Origin of the sequence: Enterococcus sp. AZ163 (genome assembly GCF_050498925.1) — a bacterium.
Classification (GTDB): Bacteria; Bacillota; Bacilli; order Lactobacillales; family Enterococcaceae; genus Enterococcus_A; species Enterococcus_A ferrettii.
On record NZ_JBIPAO010000001.1, the window covers coordinates 1,286,259 to 1,302,639 of the forward strand.

17 protein-coding genes are annotated in these 16,381 nt (G+C 39.5%); 15 read left to right on the forward strand and 2 right to left on the reverse strand.

What is annotated here, in order from left to right; genetic code table 11:
• Window positions 1–268 precede the first annotated feature (268 nt).
• From IGI46_RS06200 to IGI46_RS06250, 11 genes are all read left to right on the forward strand, one after another.
• A complete protein-coding gene (locus IGI46_RS06200) occupies window positions 269–1,105 on the forward strand; it encodes a class II aldolase (RefSeq protein ID WP_429973949.1) in 837 nt (278 codons plus the stop codon).
• Between the two features lie 27 nt (window positions 1,106–1,132).
• Entirely contained in the window at window positions 1,133–3,034 is a 1,902-nt protein-coding gene (locus tag IGI46_RS06205; RefSeq protein WP_207700569.1) for a PRD domain-containing protein, read from the forward strand.
• 18 nt (window positions 3,035–3,052) lie between these two features.
• Window positions 3,053–3,466 (forward strand): PTS sugar transporter subunit IIA, encoded by a 414-nt coding sequence (locus IGI46_RS06210; protein ID WP_207700570.1) that lies wholly within the window; start codon window positions 3,053–3,055, stop codon window positions 3,464–3,466.
• Window positions 3,467–3,527: 61 nt separating this feature from the next.
• Window positions 3,528–4,004 carry a PTS sugar transporter subunit IIB gene (locus tag IGI46_RS06215; protein ID WP_207700571.1) on the forward strand — a complete coding sequence of 159 codons (477 nt, stop codon included), beginning with the start codon at window positions 3,528–3,530 and terminating at the stop codon, window positions 4,002–4,004.
• Between the two features lie 24 nt (window positions 4,005–4,028).
• Window positions 4,029–4,793, forward strand: coding sequence for a PTS mannose/fructose/sorbose/N-acetylgalactosamine transporter subunit IIC (locus tag IGI46_RS06220; RefSeq protein ID WP_207700572.1), 765 nt, complete (start codon window positions 4,029–4,031; stop codon window positions 4,791–4,793).
• Complete coding sequence (locus tag IGI46_RS06225; protein WP_429962484.1) at window positions 4,786–5,616, forward strand: PTS system mannose/fructose/sorbose family transporter subunit IID; 831 nt, start codon at window positions 4,786–4,788, stop codon at window positions 5,614–5,616. The genes IGI46_RS06220 and IGI46_RS06225 overlap by 8 nt, the downstream gene beginning before the upstream one ends.
• 15 nt (window positions 5,617–5,631) lie before the next feature.
• The gene (locus IGI46_RS06230) at window positions 5,632–6,675 is read left to right on the forward strand and encodes a zinc-dependent alcohol dehydrogenase (RefSeq protein ID WP_429962485.1); all 1,044 of its coding nucleotides are present in this window, start codon (window positions 5,632–5,634) and stop codon (window positions 6,673–6,675) included.
• Between the two features lie 19 nt (window positions 6,676–6,694).
• Complete coding sequence (locus IGI46_RS06235; RefSeq protein ID WP_429962486.1) at window positions 6,695–8,164, forward strand: xylulokinase; 1,470 nt, start codon at window positions 6,695–6,697, stop codon at window positions 8,162–8,164.
• A complete protein-coding gene (locus IGI46_RS06240; protein ID WP_429962487.1) occupies window positions 8,161–8,709 on the forward strand; it encodes a DUF4428 domain-containing protein in 549 nt (182 codons plus the stop codon). Before IGI46_RS06235 ends, IGI46_RS06240 begins: the two co-directional genes overlap by 4 nt.
• Window positions 8,703–9,584: a class II fructose-bisphosphate aldolase gene (locus IGI46_RS06245; RefSeq protein WP_429962488.1), complete on the forward strand. Its 882-nt coding sequence runs from the start codon at window positions 8,703–8,705 to the stop codon at window positions 9,582–9,584. Before IGI46_RS06240 ends, IGI46_RS06245 begins: the two co-directional genes overlap by 7 nt.
• 483 nt (window positions 9,585–10,067) lie before the next feature.
• Entirely contained in the window at window positions 10,068–11,021 is a 954-nt protein-coding gene (locus IGI46_RS06250) for a tocopherol cyclase family protein (RefSeq protein WP_429962489.1), read from the forward strand.
• 158 nt (window positions 11,022–11,179) lie between these two features.
• On the opposite strand, the gene IGI46_RS06255 is transcribed toward IGI46_RS06250, so the two are convergent.
• Window positions 11,180–11,278 carry a hypothetical protein gene (locus tag IGI46_RS06255; protein WP_429962490.1) on the reverse strand — a complete coding sequence of 33 codons (99 nt, stop codon included), beginning with the start codon at window positions 11,276–11,278 and terminating at the stop codon, window positions 11,180–11,182.
• A gap of 115 nt (window positions 11,279–11,393) precedes the next feature.
• The gene (locus tag IGI46_RS06260; RefSeq protein ID WP_429962491.1) at window positions 11,394–11,630 is read right to left on the reverse strand and encodes a hypothetical protein; all 237 of its coding nucleotides are present in this window, start codon (window positions 11,628–11,630) and stop codon (window positions 11,394–11,396) included.
• A gap of 496 nt (window positions 11,631–12,126) precedes the next feature.
• On the opposite strand from IGI46_RS06260, the gene IGI46_RS06265 reads away from it, so the two are divergent.
• The 4 genes from IGI46_RS06265 to IGI46_RS06280 all read left to right on the forward strand — a co-directional run bounded on the left by IGI46_RS06265 (window position 12,127) and on the right by IGI46_RS06280 (window position 16,374).
• Window positions 12,127–13,095, forward strand: a complete 969-nt coding sequence (locus tag IGI46_RS06265) for a substrate-binding domain-containing protein (RefSeq protein ID WP_207700579.1) — start codon at window positions 12,127–12,129, stop codon at window positions 13,093–13,095.
• A 143-nt stretch (window positions 13,096–13,238) separates the two neighbouring features.
• Window positions 13,239–14,555 carry an ABC transporter substrate-binding protein gene (locus IGI46_RS06270; protein ID WP_429973126.1) on the forward strand — a complete coding sequence of 439 codons (1,317 nt, stop codon included), beginning with the start codon at window positions 13,239–13,241 and terminating at the stop codon, window positions 14,553–14,555.
• A 107-nt stretch (window positions 14,556–14,662) separates the two neighbouring features.
• Window positions 14,663–15,529 (forward strand): carbohydrate ABC transporter permease, encoded by an 867-nt coding sequence (locus IGI46_RS06275; RefSeq protein ID WP_429964933.1) that lies wholly within the window; start codon window positions 14,663–14,665, stop codon window positions 15,527–15,529.
• The gene (locus IGI46_RS06280; protein WP_207700581.1) at window positions 15,526–16,374 is read left to right on the forward strand and encodes a carbohydrate ABC transporter permease; all 849 of its coding nucleotides are present in this window, start codon (window positions 15,526–15,528) and stop codon (window positions 16,372–16,374) included. Before IGI46_RS06275 ends, IGI46_RS06280 begins: the two co-directional genes overlap by 4 nt.
• The last annotated feature ends 7 nt before the right edge of the window (window positions 16,375–16,381 follow it).

Here is a 16,381-nt window from a genome sequence, read left to right on the forward strand (position 1 = left end):
CAAAGAATTGCAGGAAGGTTCATGCAATTTGTCGTTAGTACTAAAAAGACTTCATGATTGAAACAAAGAATCGTCCTAAACCGTGGCAAAGGTAGCTTTGAAATAAAGCCTTTCTTATCACTTAAACCATTCACTGCAAAGGACCATTCCTGCAAAGCAACTACTGCAACAAGTAAAGATTGCAGGATATACCTTGCAAAAAGATCAACCCTATTGCTTTCTTTTTCAAGCTATGATGGATTCAGCAAGAGAGAAAGAAGGAAAAACAATGCAATTAGTGAACGGCTACAAGTTAATGGATTATGCCAAGGAGAAAGGCTTAGTATTACCAGCCTTTAATACGACAAACTACGAATTAACAGCCGCAATTATTAAAGGCTATCAGTCAACCGGTTTGGGCGGATATATTGCTATTTCTTCTAGTAACCTGAAGCTTTCCAGCCCGAAAATCATCGCCGATATGGTGAAATCAGTTATGCAGGATTGCTCAACACCAATAGCCCTGCATTTGGATCACGGAAAAAGCTTTGAAGATGTGAAGGCCTGTATCGAGGCTGGTTTTACCTCTATTATGGTAGATGCTTCTCATTTGCCTTTTGAAGAAAACATCGAAGAAGTTAAACGGACGGTTGAATACTGTCACTTCTACGGTATTCCAGTAGAAGCAGAGTTGGGAGCGATTAGCGGTAAAGAAGACGATCATGTATCAGAAGGTGATGATAAAACAAATCCGGAAGATATCCAAGAGTTTGTGGAACGAACCAATTGTGATCTGCTTGCGGTTGCCATCGGTAATGTTCATGGTATGGATTTAACTCCAAACCTAGACTTCCCATTGTTGGAGGAAATCGCAAAGCTGTCATCAGTTCCTTTAGTCTTACACGGCGGATCAGGCATTCCCTTTGACCAAGTTAGAAGAGCCAAGGAACAGAATCTGATTAAAGTAAATTACGGTTCTGATCTTAGACAAGCCTTCATTCGAACATTTGGTCAAGCCTATGAACAAAATCATAATGAGTTTGACATCATGTCTCTGTCAAAAGACGCCATTATAAACGTGGAAGAGCGTGTTAAAGCGATTATCGCGGAAGTGAACGGGAAATAAATGTAAGAAATAGGGAGGGGAACCAACGTGTTGAATAAGCGCCAAGAAGCAATCTTAAAAGAATTCGAAAAACACAGCCCCTCTTTTTTAACTGCTGATTACTTTGTTACTAAATTTAATGTAAGTATGCGTACGATCCAATCGGATATTAAGAGTGTTCGAGAATACTTGACTGCTAAAGACCATGCAGAGCTCGTTTCGGTATCTTCTAAAGGGAGCAAGCTGATCATCAATGACCAGCTTGCCTATCAAGAGGAGTTGGATAAAAGCAACGGTCTGGTTGAACAAAATCAGTCAGATCGTGTCCGGAAATTGTGTGTTTTACTGTTGCACCAGCGAGGGCCCATCAGTCGGCAGGTTCTGCTGGACCAGTTGTTCATTGCTCCATCTACTCTTAATTCAGACTTGAAAGAGGCAGACAAAGTACTGGAAGGCTATCAGCTGGTAATTGAACGAAAAAGAAATGCTGGTGTCGTAATTGTCGGCACGGAGTACAACAAGCGAAAATGCTTGCTGAAGCTTGGTCATATTGGGATTCATCAAGAGCAAGAAAATTTGTCCAGCTACGACAAGCTTCGTCAGGGAATTGAAAAAATTTTAGTAAGTGTTCTATTAAAGCATCATTTTCACATTTCCGAGACATTGTTTCAGAACTTGATTGTTCACATTGAGATGGCGATTAAGCGAATGAAGAGTGGTTTCTATGTGGGATCAAGGGAAATCGATCAAACAGGAGATTTTGAATCGGAAATTGAAGTCTCAAAGGAAATCTTTTTCCGACTAGCTGAACGCTTTCCCTTCACGATATCGCAATCAGAAATTGTCAATCTAGCCATTTATATCAAAGGCAAAAGCGACTACGAGAACGATGATTACATCTCTGAAGAGGTCAATACGTTTATTCTATATTCTCTAAAGGAAATTAATGAGAAATTTGACATTGATTTTACACAGGAAATTGATTTACGAATTTCGTTAGCTCTGCATCTGATGCCTTTATTGACCCGGATTGAGTACAATATTCAAAACGAAAACCAGTTGTTGGATCATATCAAGCAGTCGTTTCCATTAGGCTTCGACATTGCAGCCTATATGTGCTTGCTGCTGCAAGAGACGGTGGATAAACGAATTCAAGAAGGCGAGATTGCTTATCTGGCGATTTATTTTAACCAATATCTGGCTAAGTACAATGACATTTCAGGGAAAAAACGAATTTTGATTATTACCAGCCTAAAGCGCAGCGAAAGTGTCTTGTTAAGGCAACGGTTTGCGACTTGGTTTGCAAATGAAATTGTGATTTTGACCTTATTAAACACCCATGAAATCGGTTCGATCGACGTGGAAGATTACGACGTCATCTTTACAACTGAACAAACAGAGCTGACTGAACAAATGGGTGCCATATTGATTAGTTTCTTCCCTAGCGAAGCCGAATATTCCAAAATTAAGCTAGCGATTGACGGATTTAATGACAAATTTGAGATCGTTAATTTATTTGATGAACAACTCTTTCAATATGGGAAATTTTTAAGCAAAAAAGAGGTGTTGGACAAGATTTGTTCAAGCTCAGTCACCAAAGTCAATGATAAAGTATTCCAGCTAAGAGAAGCAGTGGATTTGAGAGAGGGTCTAGGCAGCAGTTATTTTGGTAATGGTATTGCTCTGCCGCATCCGATCAATCCTATAATGGCAGAAACTTTTGTATCAGTGATTTTGCTGGAGGATGAGCTGATCTGGGACACTGACGGTAATAAGGTTCGATTGGTCATGCTGGTGGCCATTGAGAAAAATAATGCAAAAGTTTTTCAGTTGTGGAATTATCTTGGAAAGATTATTCAAGAAAAAGGATTTGTTGATCGGTTGGTAAAAGATCCTACCTTTGATAATTTCAAGGAAAACCTTTCACAATTGTTGGATGAATATATTTAAAAAATAGGAGGATGGAGAATGAAATATATATTTGTATCTCATGGAGATCTGGCCAAAAGTATTCTGGGCAGCGCCCAGATGATTGTTGGCGAACAATCCGATGCCAAAGCTTTTGGGCTGTATCCCACTGACGATATTGGGGGATTAAAGGATCAGATAAAACAAGCAATTGAAGAATTTGGCGGGAAAGAAGACATTATCTGTTTTACCGATTTGTTCAGCGGCAGTCCATTTAATGCAGTGGTGGCACTGATGGGAGACTACCCAATTCGCCATATCACTGGAATGAATTTGCCGATGGTATTGGAGGCCTTTATGATTCGGATGAATGATGAAATGACGGCTGAAGATATTTCAACTAAACTTTTATCCCAAGCACCAGAAACATTCATTGATGTGAATAACTATTTAGGAGTTAATTTGGAGGAGTAGCCGTTCATTTTTTAGTAACAGTACTAGTATAAAAACAACCAATATGTAAGGAGCGAGAAATATGAAAAATATTGTATTTGCACGAGTAGATGATCGATTGATTCACGGGGAGGTAGTAACTGCATGGACGCCAACTTATAGTATCAACCATATTGTGATCATCGATGATGTCGTAGCCAGCGACCCCTTCCAAAAACGTATTTTGAAAGCGCTGGCACCTACCAAGGTTCGCGTGGACGCTTTTACCACTGCAGAGGGAATCGAAGAATTGAAGAAGCCTTTCAATGAGAAGGAACGTTGCTTATTGCTGACTAAAACACCGATTACTTATGCCAAGCTAGTTGAAGGTGGTATCGAGCTGCCGCAGGTAAATCTAGGTGGAATGGGTATCCGCGATGAACGCAAACCATTCATAAAAAATGTTGCCTGTGATGAGGCCGAAGTAGAAGCAATTCGTCAAATGGTAGACAAAGGCGTACATGTCTTTTATCAGCTAGTACCAGAACAACGATTAATTGAAATTACGAACTTATTGTAATTTATAAAAAAGGAGGAAAAATGTATGTCTGTCTTTCAAGCATTTTTATGTGGGGTAGTGTATTTCCTGGCTATCGGGAACCTGCCGTTTGTTGGGTTATGGTCGCTGCAGCGTCCGTTAGTTTGTGGATTGGTAACAGGTATTATTTTAGGCGATCCGTTAATGGGGGCGATGACGGGTGCTTCGATTAACTTAGTGTATTTAGGCTTTATCTCTGCCGGTGGATCAATGCCAGCGGATATGGCACTGGCTGGTATTTTAGGAACAGCGTTTGCTATTACTGGTGGTCTAGATGCTAAAACAGCTTTATCAGTGGCTGTACCGATCGGCTTGTTAGGAACGATTGTCTGGTATGGTCGGATGACTTTTGGTTCTGTATTTGTTCACGTGGCAGACAACTATATTGAAAAAGGTGAGTACCACAAGATATGGCGTGCCAATGTATTGTTTCCACAGTTGATGACTGCGTTGATGACAATTATTCCCTGCGGATTAGCTGCATACTTTGGTGCTAGTTACATCTCAGGTTTTATTGAAGCACTAAGTGGTACTGCACTGACAATATTTACCGTTATTGGTGGCATGATGCCGGCTCTTGGGGTAGCGATTACCTTGCAATACATCTTCAAAGGTGAAGCACGTGTGTTCTTATTCTTAGGTTTTATTTTAGCAACTTATTCTGGTTTAGACCTATTACCGTTGGGTGTGATCGCAGGATTAGCAGCACTTATTTACGTACAGGCAACAAGTCATAAATCTGATTCAGAGGAGGATGAAATCTATGAGTAAAGAGGTTGAAGGAAGCTTGATTCGCAAAAAGGATTTATTCCGCTCTTGGCTGATTTGGGAAAACTTGCCGCAAACTTGTTACAACTACGAACGCATGATGGGACAGGCTGTTGCACACGTATTTGTACCGATCTCCAAACGCCTGTACAATGATGATCCAGAAAAGAAAAAAGAAATGATGAAACGCGAAATTGAATTTTTCAATGTTCATATCGAGTTTGGTTCTTGTATTATTGGGATGATCATTGCTCTAGAGGAACAAAAAGCGAAGGGTGTAGCGATTCCCAGCGAATTTATTACTAGTTTGAAAACTTCCTTGATGGGTCCATTATCAGGGATTGGCGATACAATTTTCCAAGGGGTATTAATCCCGATTTTGTTAGCTATCACTATTGACTTAACTTTAAAAGGAACTATCTGGGGTTCCATTATTTATGCGGTAGCCATTATTGCCATTGCTTGGGGTATGAGCTATGCCAACTTCATGTTTGGGTATCGAGCCGGTGCAGATGCTGTGATGGATTTTCTCGAGAAGGGAATTCTAAACAAAGTATTGCGGGGTGCAGAAATCATGGGTTGTATGGTTATGGGCGGCCTGATTTCCAGCTATGTAAAAATGCATGTAGCATTGGAAATTGCTAGCTCAACGACCACCTTTAAAGTTCAAGAACAATTCTTAGATGCGGTAATGCCGAATATCCTGCCATTTGCCTTTACTATGTTGATTTACTGGTTGATGAAGCGCGGATGGTCTTCATTGAAGATCATCGGCTTGATTGTAGTGGTGGGTATTGTCACTGGTTTCTTAGGAATTTTAGGCTAGACAGGAGATTTTTAGATGAAAGCAATAGTAGAAATCGGGGTTAAGCAGTTGGAAATTCAAGAGCTGCCGACACCTGTGATTGAAAAAGATGAAGTCTTAATGAAGGTTCGCAGCAACGGCTTATGTACCAATGATATTCGCGATTATCTGGGGGATACGGTCTATTCCTTCCCTCGAATCGGCGGTCATGAATTTAGCGGGGAAGTGGCAGAAATTGGTTCTGCTGTGAATCCAGCACACTTCCAAGTTGGCGATCATGTGGTGAAATATATTATTCCTGCTTGCGGCGAGTGCCATTATTGCAAGATTGGAAGAGAAAATCTGTGTATCGAAGTGGCATCCTCTTCAACGTTTCAAAATCCAGAGGGTATCTCCGGTTTCATGGGGATGGCTCAATACGTCGCAGTTAAAAGTAAGGACTTGTACAAATACCCGAAGGAGGTTCCTTTTACTCATAGTGCCTTCACTGAACCGTTAGCTTGTGTTGTCAATAGCGTCGAACGGGCGAATATCTTATTCGGTCAAGATGTTTTGGTCATCGGCGGTGGGGTGATGGGGTTGATGCACGTGATGTTGGCAAAGCTGCAAGGAGCACGAGTACTTGTCAGCGAGTTAAATGAAGAACGGCGAAGCCTTGCGGAACAACTAGGGGCAGATGTTACCTTCGATCCAACTGCTGTTGACGCGGTAGCCTTTGTCAAAGAGCAAACGGAAGGGCGCGGAGCCGATGTGGTGTTCAATACCACAGCTATTCCAGCGATTGCCCAGCAGGCAATGGAATTCACAGCAACAGGTGGTCAAACGTTTATGTTTAGCTCCTTGCATCCAAACGATCCAGTACCAACTAATATGGGCGCCGTACATTCCTATGAAAAAGTAATTACGGGGACTGTTAGTCCGACAATTCGTACTTTCTATCGTTCAATTCAATTGATTGCTAAAGGACTGGTAGATATCACGCCATTGCTTGATAAGACCTTTGACTACACAGATGCAGTAGATGCTTTTGAGTATGCACTACGACCAGAAACATTGAAGACTATTATTACCTTCGACTAAATAGAAAGCAGGAGCAAGTATGAAGCCGTCCATTTATATTGGGTTAGATATTGGGACCACATCAATTAAGATTTCTGCGGTTACCCAAGAATTGACACCAGTCTATGAAATGCAATATGCGTATGACTATCTTACTCCTTGTAAAGGCTGGACAGAGATCGATCCAGATACTTGGGTAGAAATTGCCTTGGAAGGGCTGAAAGAGCTCTTCCAGCACGTTCCTGCCGAAACGGTCGCAGGGATTGGGATCACTGGCCAGATGCACACGACCGTGTTTGTAGACAAACACGGTTTTTCTGTCCGACCAGCCATTATGTGGAATGATAATCGTACCAAAAATAGTTTGCCAATTATCAAACAAACGCTGACAACAAATCCTCAGACTGCTCACATAGCTAAAATTGTCTCAACCGGAAGTCCTTTAGCCAGTTTGCTTTGGGTAAAGGAAAATGAGCCAGAAAGCTATCAGCAGATTAGCAAATTTTTGATTGCTAAAGATTATATAAAACTGAAGTTGACTGGAACCTATTCGACCGATTATTGCGATGCCTCTACTTCTTCTTTATATGACTTAACAACGGATCAATGGTCAAAAGAGGTGCAGGAGCTGTTCGAGCTTGATGCTGAAATATTCCCGTCGATTCAACCAGCATCAACGGTTGTTGGCATTTTGACCCCCGAGGTGTGTGAACGACTAGGGATTGAACGGCAGTTGCCCGTTGTATCAGGAACGGGCGACAATGTAGCATCGGCTTTGGTGTCTGGCAGTTTTAAACACGATCAGCCGTTGGTTTCTTTAGGGACCTCGGGGGTAGTAGTAATTCCTAATAGTCAGCACCAGTTAAAAAAAGTAGGAAAAAATGTGGTTGCCAAAATTACTAAAGACGACCGATCAATCATCACCCAAGGAACCGTTCAGGCGGGAGCAAAGGTAAACAGCTGGTGGTTGGAAAATATTTTGTATACGAAGGAATATGCAAAAGAGCAAAATCAGATTTCTAAGGAATTATTAGGCGAAAACGATGTCCTTTTCTTTCCTCATATGAATGGAGAAAAAACCTTATTTGCTAATCCACATCTAAAGGGTGCCTTTGTTGGCTTAAGTCTGGAAACGACGAGAGAAGAAATGTACTTAGCTGTGCTGGAAGGATTAGCCTTCGGAATTCGTCAGCTGTTCAAATCAATGCGAAATGAAGATCAGCCAGAATATTTTACGATAGTTGGAGGAGGCGCCAAAAGTGATTTGTGGATTAACCTATTTGCTAATATTCTCGGGTATCCCATTAAGCGTGTGTTAGTTGCACAAGAAGCAGTTCACGGAGCTGCAATTTTAGCAATGATGGGTGTGGAGGGGTTCGTTGATTTTCCCGAGGCAGATTATCAGTTGGTTCAGCCAGACCCGATGCTTGTAAAAAAATACAATGGGCGCTACCAAAGCTATCTAAAATTGACACAGCTGTTTCTACTTGCAGGAGGTGACGAAAATTGAAAGAATGTCTGATATGCAAAACATCTTTACGTTTCATCAAGTTTAAGTGTGCGGATGGCTATGTCTGCAAGGATTGTTATGAGAAAGCCAGTCAAAATTTCAGCCAAACTATCAAGAATAGAACCAAAGAAGAATTGCTTAAACAGTTTGACACAGCTATCGAAGTTAAAGAAGAAGCTACCTTTGAGATTTCCCGTAAAATTAATCAGCTGCTTCTTTTCGATGATAAAAACCAACAATTTTGTCTGCCTAATCATAAAAAGTACACCAAGGAGGACTTAAAACCGGAAATTTATCCTTTTTCAGCTATCATTGATTGTCAGATGATGGAAGAGCAGTTAGAAAAAGTAGTGAAGAAAAAGAAGCAGACGCTAGGGTGTATCAAAGTTGTTCTGACTCTTAATCAAGGGAAAAAAGTGACACGAGCTATCTGGCTGATTCCCAATTTTATTAATACAACCAGTATGCCATATCAAACCATGAAATCCTTAGCTGAGAATGTTGTGAACGAAATCAATCAGTCGAGAGAGGGAATCTTATGTTAGCAGATTTAAAAGAAGTATTGGTCAAAGCCCGATCAGAGAAAATTGCGATTGCAGCCTTCAATGTTCCTAATTTGGAAATGGTGCGAGCTGCTATCTCAGCAGCTGAGCAATTAAACCTGCCAGTGATTCTACAGCATGCAGAAGGCCATGACAGCTTGATTCCTTTAGAAGAAATTGGACCGATTATGTTGCAATATGCCAAACAGAGTAAGGTACCAGTAGTCGTTCATTTAGATCATGGGAAAAGCTTTGCGGCAATTGTTCGTGCGATGAAATTAGGTTTTACTTCAGTGATGATTGATGCTTCGGACCTTCCCTTTGAAGAGAATATTGCCCGCACAAAGGAAATTGTCAAAATTGCTCATAGTTTAGGTGTGAGTGTCGAAGCTGAATTGGGCCATGTCTTCACCTCTTCTTTAGGTGGTGGAGAAGGAAGAGTCCCCGATGATGATGAAATTGGTAAAATCGATATCTATACTGACCCGGCCCAGGCCAAGCAATTTGTGGCAGCCACTGGAGTTGATTGCCTAGCCATCGCCTTTGGAACAGTTCACGGGATCTATCTAAATGAGCCGAAACTAGATTTGAATCGGGTGGAGGAAGTTTACAAGGAAGTAGGAATCCCTTTAGTAATGCATGGTGGTTCAGGTGTCAGTGCTGCAGATTACCAAAGTGCAATCGATAAGGGAATCGCCAAAATCAACTACTACACCTATGCAAACAAAGTAGGAGGGGCTAAAACAAAGGACTTTTTAGCCGAAACATCGCAGGAATACTTTTTAGAAGATTGCGTAGTTGCAGCAACTGAAGCGGTAAAAGCAGATTACTTAGACGCTATACAAGCCTTTAGCAGAAATAAAAAGAATTTACAATAGGCTGACTAAATCTGTCGCTTGATGACTGAATCAGCACATTTTTCCCAAGCATGAGAGCTGTAAAAAATTTGGCTCTACAATATCTAGTGTTGGTGGCAGCAGTTGTCGCTAACACTTTTTTGTATACTTCAAAAAGCATTTGTTCTACAGTAAGTCCAAAAAGATTCCAGTGAGATAGAAAAAGCCCTCTCCCAATACTAAACCAATGCTGATTTTCAGATCACATCATGGACAAATGGAGTGGTATTTTTACGAAGAAGGACAAAAATATAGATAAAGTATTTGAACGATTCTACAAGAATGATGCGAACAAAAAGGTGTGCATAGTTAAGAACGACTTTTAGCTTAACTGGTTTGCAGTGATTATTTGAGAGGGAGTAAATGGGTTAAGAAGCCTTTTAAAGGTTCATCCTTAGCTACTTTTCCAGCAGTTCAGTATAATGAACTTGAATGGAAACACTTAGCCGAAAGGATGATGAAGGAATGACACTAACAACAGATATTTACTATCACGGAAAAGAAAAGAAACATTCTTTCTTTGAAGGCTGGTACTTAAAACATCAAGTAGAGCAACATGCTTATGCTTTTATTCCAGGGATTTCTATTGAGAGAGATGGAAGTAAACACCCTTTTATTCAAATTATACATGATGAAAGTTCCCATGTGATTCATTTTTCTGAGGATGAATTTTTTGCTGAAAAAGATCGTTTTTATGTGCGGATTGGAAACAATGTTTTCGGAGAAGAAGGAATTTCGTTGGATATCCAGGATGAGAAAGAAAACCTGTTTATTTCAGGTCAACTTACGTATGGTCCGTTTTCTCCAATTCAACGCAGCAAATTTTCCCCAAGTATAATGGGTCCTTTTTCTTATCTAAGCTTTATGGAATGCTATCATGGAATTTTAAGCATGTCACATTCTCTACAAGGGAGTCTCCAATGGAATGACCAAAGGATAGATTTTTCCAGGGGAACAGGCTATATTGAAAAAGATTGGGGAACATCATTTCCTAAAGCTTATATCTGGTCACAGTCGAATGAGTTCCAACCAAAGGATGCTCAGTTTTTCTTTTCACTGGCAGACATTCCTTTTATAGGTTTTGAATTTTTAGGATTGATTTGTGTGTTAGTTATCGACGGAAAAGAATATCGAATTGCGACTTATTATGGAGGAAAAGTTGACTCAATCACGCGCGACAATGACCAACTATCAATTATTCTTAAGCAAAAGAATAGGGTACTAAAAATAACTATTGATAGTAAAATCGGCCACGATTTGATGGCTCCAAGTCAAGGTGAAATGAATCGGATTATCCGCGAAAATGCGAATACAACCATAAACATTGAGCTTACTGAACAAGGAAAAGAGTTGTTTAAAGGTGAAGGTCGGATGGCGGGCTTTGAAGAGGTAGGACAGGTTGGTTCTTTCAAGTACTAATCGGAATAGCTGCTTTTGCAAAAGTATTTTAGGGATTATTTTTGTCGTAGATAAGACTAAATGTAATGAACAAAAGAAGGCTTGCCAATAGTGTACTTAGATTTTATAAAAAGTCCCTATCCTCTGACTTTATATAGTAAGCGGATAGGGATAACAGGTTATTTTTCGGTTGATTCTCTGAGTACTAATGATACTGGTGCAACAATGGGTTGCCCCGTTTCAGTTTTGTTATCGATCAGATTTATCCGATTTTCCACAGCTTTGAATGCGATAGTATCTGTATCTTGCTTGATCGAAGAAAGCGTTGGGGTGGAATAACGATCCTAAGGCATATCATTGAAGCCGATAATTTTTATTTCAGAGGGCACATCTTTATGCATTCTCTTGAGTGCAACGATCAATTCTAAAGCGATTAAGATTGATTGCAAAAAGTCCATCTGTATCTGGAGTAGCAGTAAGAAAAGCATCCAGCTCAGAATTGAAATGTTCAGATAAAACGTCTGTAATGAAAACACTCTGCGTAGTGTCAAAACTGAAATTGTTCTTCTTCAACGCTTCTTTGAAGCCATTATGCCGCTCTTTTACGGATGGTGATTTCCGTTTATGCATGACGGTCACAAGATGTGTCAAGCTGCTTTGAATCAGGATCTAGGTTGCCTCAAATGCACCTTGATAATGATTTGAGGAGATAAAGATCGTATTCTTTTTATTCAAAGGTTCTCTATCGATGCAAATGTAGGGAGTCTTTTTCTCCGATTGACAATAATCGAAACCGAATGGAAAAAGTTCTAAGAGTCGTTGGAATTATCTATCGTTAAAACAACTCTTTTCGTTTTAGTAGTTGTTTTGTTAAGTAAACAATATTACTAGAGTATCTCATTAAAGAGATAATAAACTAACTATCAGAATTATTTAAAATAGTATGACGTAAAATAATTTAAGTATTAACTGATTACCGATATACATGAACAAAATACAAATACTTAGGTGGAATTTTTTTATTTTTCTTGTCCGTACCAAACAAAATATTTCTATACAATTGGAATCGTTTCCTTTTTTTGGTATAATGAGACTTGGAATTCTTTTGAAAGGAGTGGTTTGTGAAGTGAAAGCTACTATGAAGGATGTTGCAGCATTAGCAGGGGTTGGTGTTGGCACAGTATCTAGAGTAATTAATGGCGTAAAGGTGAAAGAGGTTACTAAAGAAAAAGTGATGGCAGCCATAAGCGAGCTTAACTATGAGCCTGACGAGTATGCCAGAGGTCTGAAAACGAATAGCAGCAATACTATCGCTCTTATTTTACCTACGATTTGGCATCCTTTTTTTTCAGAGTTTGCTTATTATGTAGAGGAGGCTCTTAGCCTAAAAAATTATAAACTTTTTTTGTGTAATGCCGATGGCAATGCGGAGAAAGAAAAAGAATATATCCAAATGGTTAAGCAAAGTAAAGTGGATGGAATTATCGGTATTACCTATTCGGACATTGATAAATATGTATCATCAAACTTGCCATTTGTCAGTATAGATCGGCATTTTTCGGAACAAGTTTCTTATGTTACTGCAGATAATTTTTTAGGCGGACAGATAGCTGCTCAAGAATTACTTAATCGAAACTGTAAAAATTTATGTTATGTTGGGGGTGTTTCGCCTTATCCTAATGAAACGAACAATCGTAAAGCTGGCTTTTATAATATTTGTGAGGAAAATAAAGTAGCTGTGAAGGTGCTTGATATGCCCGAACCAATTAGTAATTTAGACGAGCAATTGCACACTTTTTTCGTTGATAATCCTGAGATTGATGGTATTTTTACTATCAATGATTTCATGGCTTTGGATGTCATAAAAGCCCAAAATAGACTTGGAAAGGAAGCACCAAAGGATTTTCAAATTATCGGGTGTGATGGAATCAAACTATCGTTACAAAGAGACTATTTACTATCAACCATCGTACAGCCAATAGAGGAGATGGCCAAAGTTTCGGTAGAGACGATCGTGGCAATGATTTTGAATGAAGAACCGCCTAAACGGGTGGTATTACCGGTTTTCTTTCATGCCGGAGAGACGACAAAATAGTAAAAATCGTTTTTTAACGATTTTTTTTTGTAGCTATGTTGACAGAAAACGATTTCAATGATATCTTAAAGTCAATAAATTGAAACGTTTCCAAATTAATTTATAACAAAACGGAAACGTTTCAAAAAAATAGGAGGAACATCATGAAAAAACGAGTGTTAGCATTTGCAGCAATTTTAGCTTTTACAGCTGGAGGTTTGGCAGGATGTGGTGGCAGTAAGGAAAAAGGTTCAGGTAGCAGCGATCCGGGGGAAATTAAAATTTGGGTTCAATTTTCTGATGAAACGCCTGAAGGAAAGGCTTGGTCCGAGATTGTGGACAATTTTAATGATGAATATGCCGGTGAATATAAAGCTGTGACTGAGTACATTCCTCGTAGCGGCAGCGGTGGAGGATACGAAGATAAAGTGAACGCCGCAGTTACAACCAATAGTCTTCCTGATGTTATTACTTTAGATGGCCCCAACACTGCTGCTTATGCTCACTCAGGAGTTATTGCTCCTTTAGATGATTATCTAAAAGATGCTGATATGGATGATGTATTAGACAGTATTGTTCAGCAAGGAACTTATGATGGAAAAATGTATGCTTTTGGTTTCTCGGAATCTAATGTAGGTGTTTATTATAATAAGTCGCTGTTTAAAGATGCGGGCATTACAGAAGATCAATTACCAACGTTGGAGGATCCGTGGACTTGGACTGAATTCCAAGCGATTTGCCAAAAATTGACTGATAAATATAAAACACCTGCAATTGACATGCAAATGGCCTCTGGAGATGAAATGCTGACCTATGCATATACACCATTTGTGTGGTCGAATGGCGGTGATGTGGTTAATGATGATGGAACCAAAGCAGAGAACTATTTTAACGATAAAAAATCTGTCGAAGCGTTGGAATTTCTTCAAGGATTGGTAAAAAAAGAATACACCACAATCAGTCCTATTGAAAAAGGATTCGAAACCGGAAAATATGCGATGCTGTTGAGCGGTTCTTGGACAATGGCAGACTTGGAAGAAAACTATCAAGATATTGACTATGGTATTTTACCTTACCCTGTTTCAGATGCAACTGGTGAATTAGTCTCACCAACCGGCAGCTGGCAATTGGCAATGACTAAAAAAACGGAGAAAAAGGATGCTTCAGCGGCTTTTATTAAATTTGCAACCAATACAGAGTCTAGTCGTATCATGAGTTTAGGAAACAGCGTTCTGCCTATCAGAAATTCAACGGTTGAATTAATCAAAGACGATGTATCAGAAGGAATGAAGGTACTGATTAAACAAAACCAAATTTCTGGACATGCCCGCCCGGTGGTTGTGGCGTATCCGCAAGTGTCCAGAGCCTTCCAGCAAGCGGTTCAAGATGTTAGCTATTTTGAAGAAAATCCGGATGTACAGAAAGTAGCGGATAGTCGTGCTGCTGAAATGCAACAGGCAATTAATACTTCATTGAAATAGATTTTTCTGAAGCAGCTGCTGACAGAAAGAGCCTAGCCAGAGCTTGACGATTTCAGCAGCTGTTTTTCCATATAAAGGAGGACAATCGAGTGTTAAAAAAACCGACAATGAAAGACAATCTGATAGGTTACGGATTTCTAGCACCAGCATTGCTGTTACTGACCATTTTTCTAATTATCCCCGTAATCATGGTAATTTATTATGCTTTTACTGATTACTATCTACTAACACCAGATGCTAGACAGTTTATCGGCTTGGAAAATTTCAAGCGGCTGTTCGACGATCCAATTTTTGTAAAAAGTATTTGGAATACGGCTAAATTTGTTGTTTGGATTATTCCGGTCCAGTTGGGAGCCGCTTTAGGAATGGCACTTATTATCAATAAAAAGCGTAAGGGAAATATATTTTTTAAAGTAGCCTTTTTTGCACCAGTTGTGATGTCTTTAGTCGTTATTTCGATTTTATGGCTGTACCTGTTAAACCCTAACGAAGGCTTAATCAATACCTTATTTGCAAAGATTGGAATTGCTTCGCAGCCTTTTTTGACTAGCCCGAAACAAGCAATGTATACGATTGTTTTCGTATCAGCATGGCAAGGCGCAGGATATCAGATGTTGCTGTTTTTAGGTGGGATGCAAAATATTCCTCAAGATGTTTACGAAGCAGCAGAAATTGACGGTTTTTCTAAATTTCAGCAATTTCGTTATATTACCATGCCCTTATTGAAGCCAACTGCAATTTTCATTCTTCTTACAACTTTAATTTCAGCATTTAAGCTGATTATTCAACCGATGGTAATGACTCAAGGAGGCCCGATGAATTCTACCATGACGATGGTGTATTACATTTACCAAACTGGTTTTACTGACCGGATGGTAGGCTATTCCAGCTCTATTGCGTTAATCTTTACCACTATGATTGGTTTAATCACAATTGCTCAAAGAAAATTGGTGAAGGAGGATGATCCAGCATGACCAAGAAATTTGGACCGTTAATGATTGTAGAATATTTCTTGCTGTTCCTTTTGGCAGCATTATTCATTTTCCCAATGCTGTGGATGGTGGTTTCTTCTATGAAGCCGGAAGCAGATGTATATCAAAATTTAGCTTCTTTCAAAGCTTTTTTACCTAGCCTTAATCCAGCTAACTGGTTTAAAACGTATCAAGATGTCATTTCCCGTTTTAGCGTAGGTACTTATTTATTAAACAGTATTTTTTATGGATTAACCTTTGCCTGTGGTTCGATTATTGTCAACTCCTTAGCGGGTTTTGCCTTTGCTAAGGTTAATTTTTCAGGTAAGAAAATTATTTTTGGGGCTCTTTTAGCCTTACTAATTGTACCAATGGAGACGGTTTTGATTCCACAATTTACTATTGTTAACTCACTAGGTTTGGTCAATACTCGTCTGGCAGTAATTTTGCCGGCGATGGCCAGCGCTTTTAATATCTATTTGTTTAGAAATTTCTTTATCGCTATTCCAGAAGAAATCATAGAATCAGCGAAATTAGATGGAGCAAGTATTGTTAAAGTGTTCTTTCATATCATGCTGCCAATGTCAAAACCAGCTATAGCAACAGTAGGTGTCTTATCATTTATCTCAAGCTGGAATGATTATATCTGGCCTTTGATGGTCTTAACTGACAGCAGCAAATTTTCAATGCAAGTGGCAATTACCACTATTAATACTACACAGCCGGTTTATATCAATCAGGTGATGGCTGTTTTAACAATTTCAACGATTCCACTGATTATTGTCTATATCGTCGCACAAAAATATATTCTGCAGGGACTTGGCGGTTCTGGGACAGGAATAAAATAGGAGAGAA

What these genes read in the sequence shown, in the direction of transcription:
- IGI46_RS06200 (WP_429973949.1), top strand. Translation starts at nt 269, where the DNA reads ATGCAATTAGTGAACGGCTACAAGTTAATGGATTATGCCAAGGAGAAA.
- IGI46_RS06245 (WP_429962488.1), top strand. Translation starts at nt 8,703, where the DNA reads ATGTTAGCAGATTTAAAAGAAGTATTGGTCAAAGCCCGATCAGAGAAA.
- IGI46_RS06225 (WP_429962484.1), top strand. Translation starts at nt 4,786, where the DNA reads ATGAGTAAAGAGGTTGAAGGAAGCTTGATTCGCAAAAAGGATTTATTC.
- IGI46_RS06260 (WP_429962491.1), bottom strand. Translation starts at nt 11,630, where the DNA reads ATGCATAAACGGAAATCACCATCCGTAAAAGAGCGGCATAATGGCTTC.
- IGI46_RS06275 (WP_429964933.1), top strand. Translation starts at nt 14,663, where the DNA reads ATGAAAGACAATCTGATAGGTTACGGATTTCTAGCACCAGCATTGCTG.
- IGI46_RS06220 (WP_207700572.1), top strand. Translation starts at nt 4,029, where the DNA reads ATGTCTGTCTTTCAAGCATTTTTATGTGGGGTAGTGTATTTCCTGGCT.
- IGI46_RS06250 (WP_429962489.1), top strand. Translation starts at nt 10,068, where the DNA reads ATGACACTAACAACAGATATTTACTATCACGGAAAAGAAAAGAAACAT.
- IGI46_RS06210 (WP_207700570.1), top strand. Translation starts at nt 3,053, where the DNA reads ATGAAATATATATTTGTATCTCATGGAGATCTGGCCAAAAGTATTCTG.
- IGI46_RS06280 (WP_207700581.1), top strand. Translation starts at nt 15,526, where the DNA reads ATGACCAAGAAATTTGGACCGTTAATGATTGTAGAATATTTCTTGCTG.
- IGI46_RS06215 (WP_207700571.1), top strand. Translation starts at nt 3,528, where the DNA reads ATGAAAAATATTGTATTTGCACGAGTAGATGATCGATTGATTCACGGG.
- IGI46_RS06235 (WP_429962486.1), top strand. Translation starts at nt 6,695, where the DNA reads ATGAAGCCGTCCATTTATATTGGGTTAGATATTGGGACCACATCAATT.
- IGI46_RS06230 (WP_429962485.1), top strand. Translation starts at nt 5,632, where the DNA reads ATGAAAGCAATAGTAGAAATCGGGGTTAAGCAGTTGGAAATTCAAGAG.
- IGI46_RS06270 (WP_429973126.1), top strand. Translation starts at nt 13,239, where the DNA reads ATGAAAAAACGAGTGTTAGCATTTGCAGCAATTTTAGCTTTTACAGCT.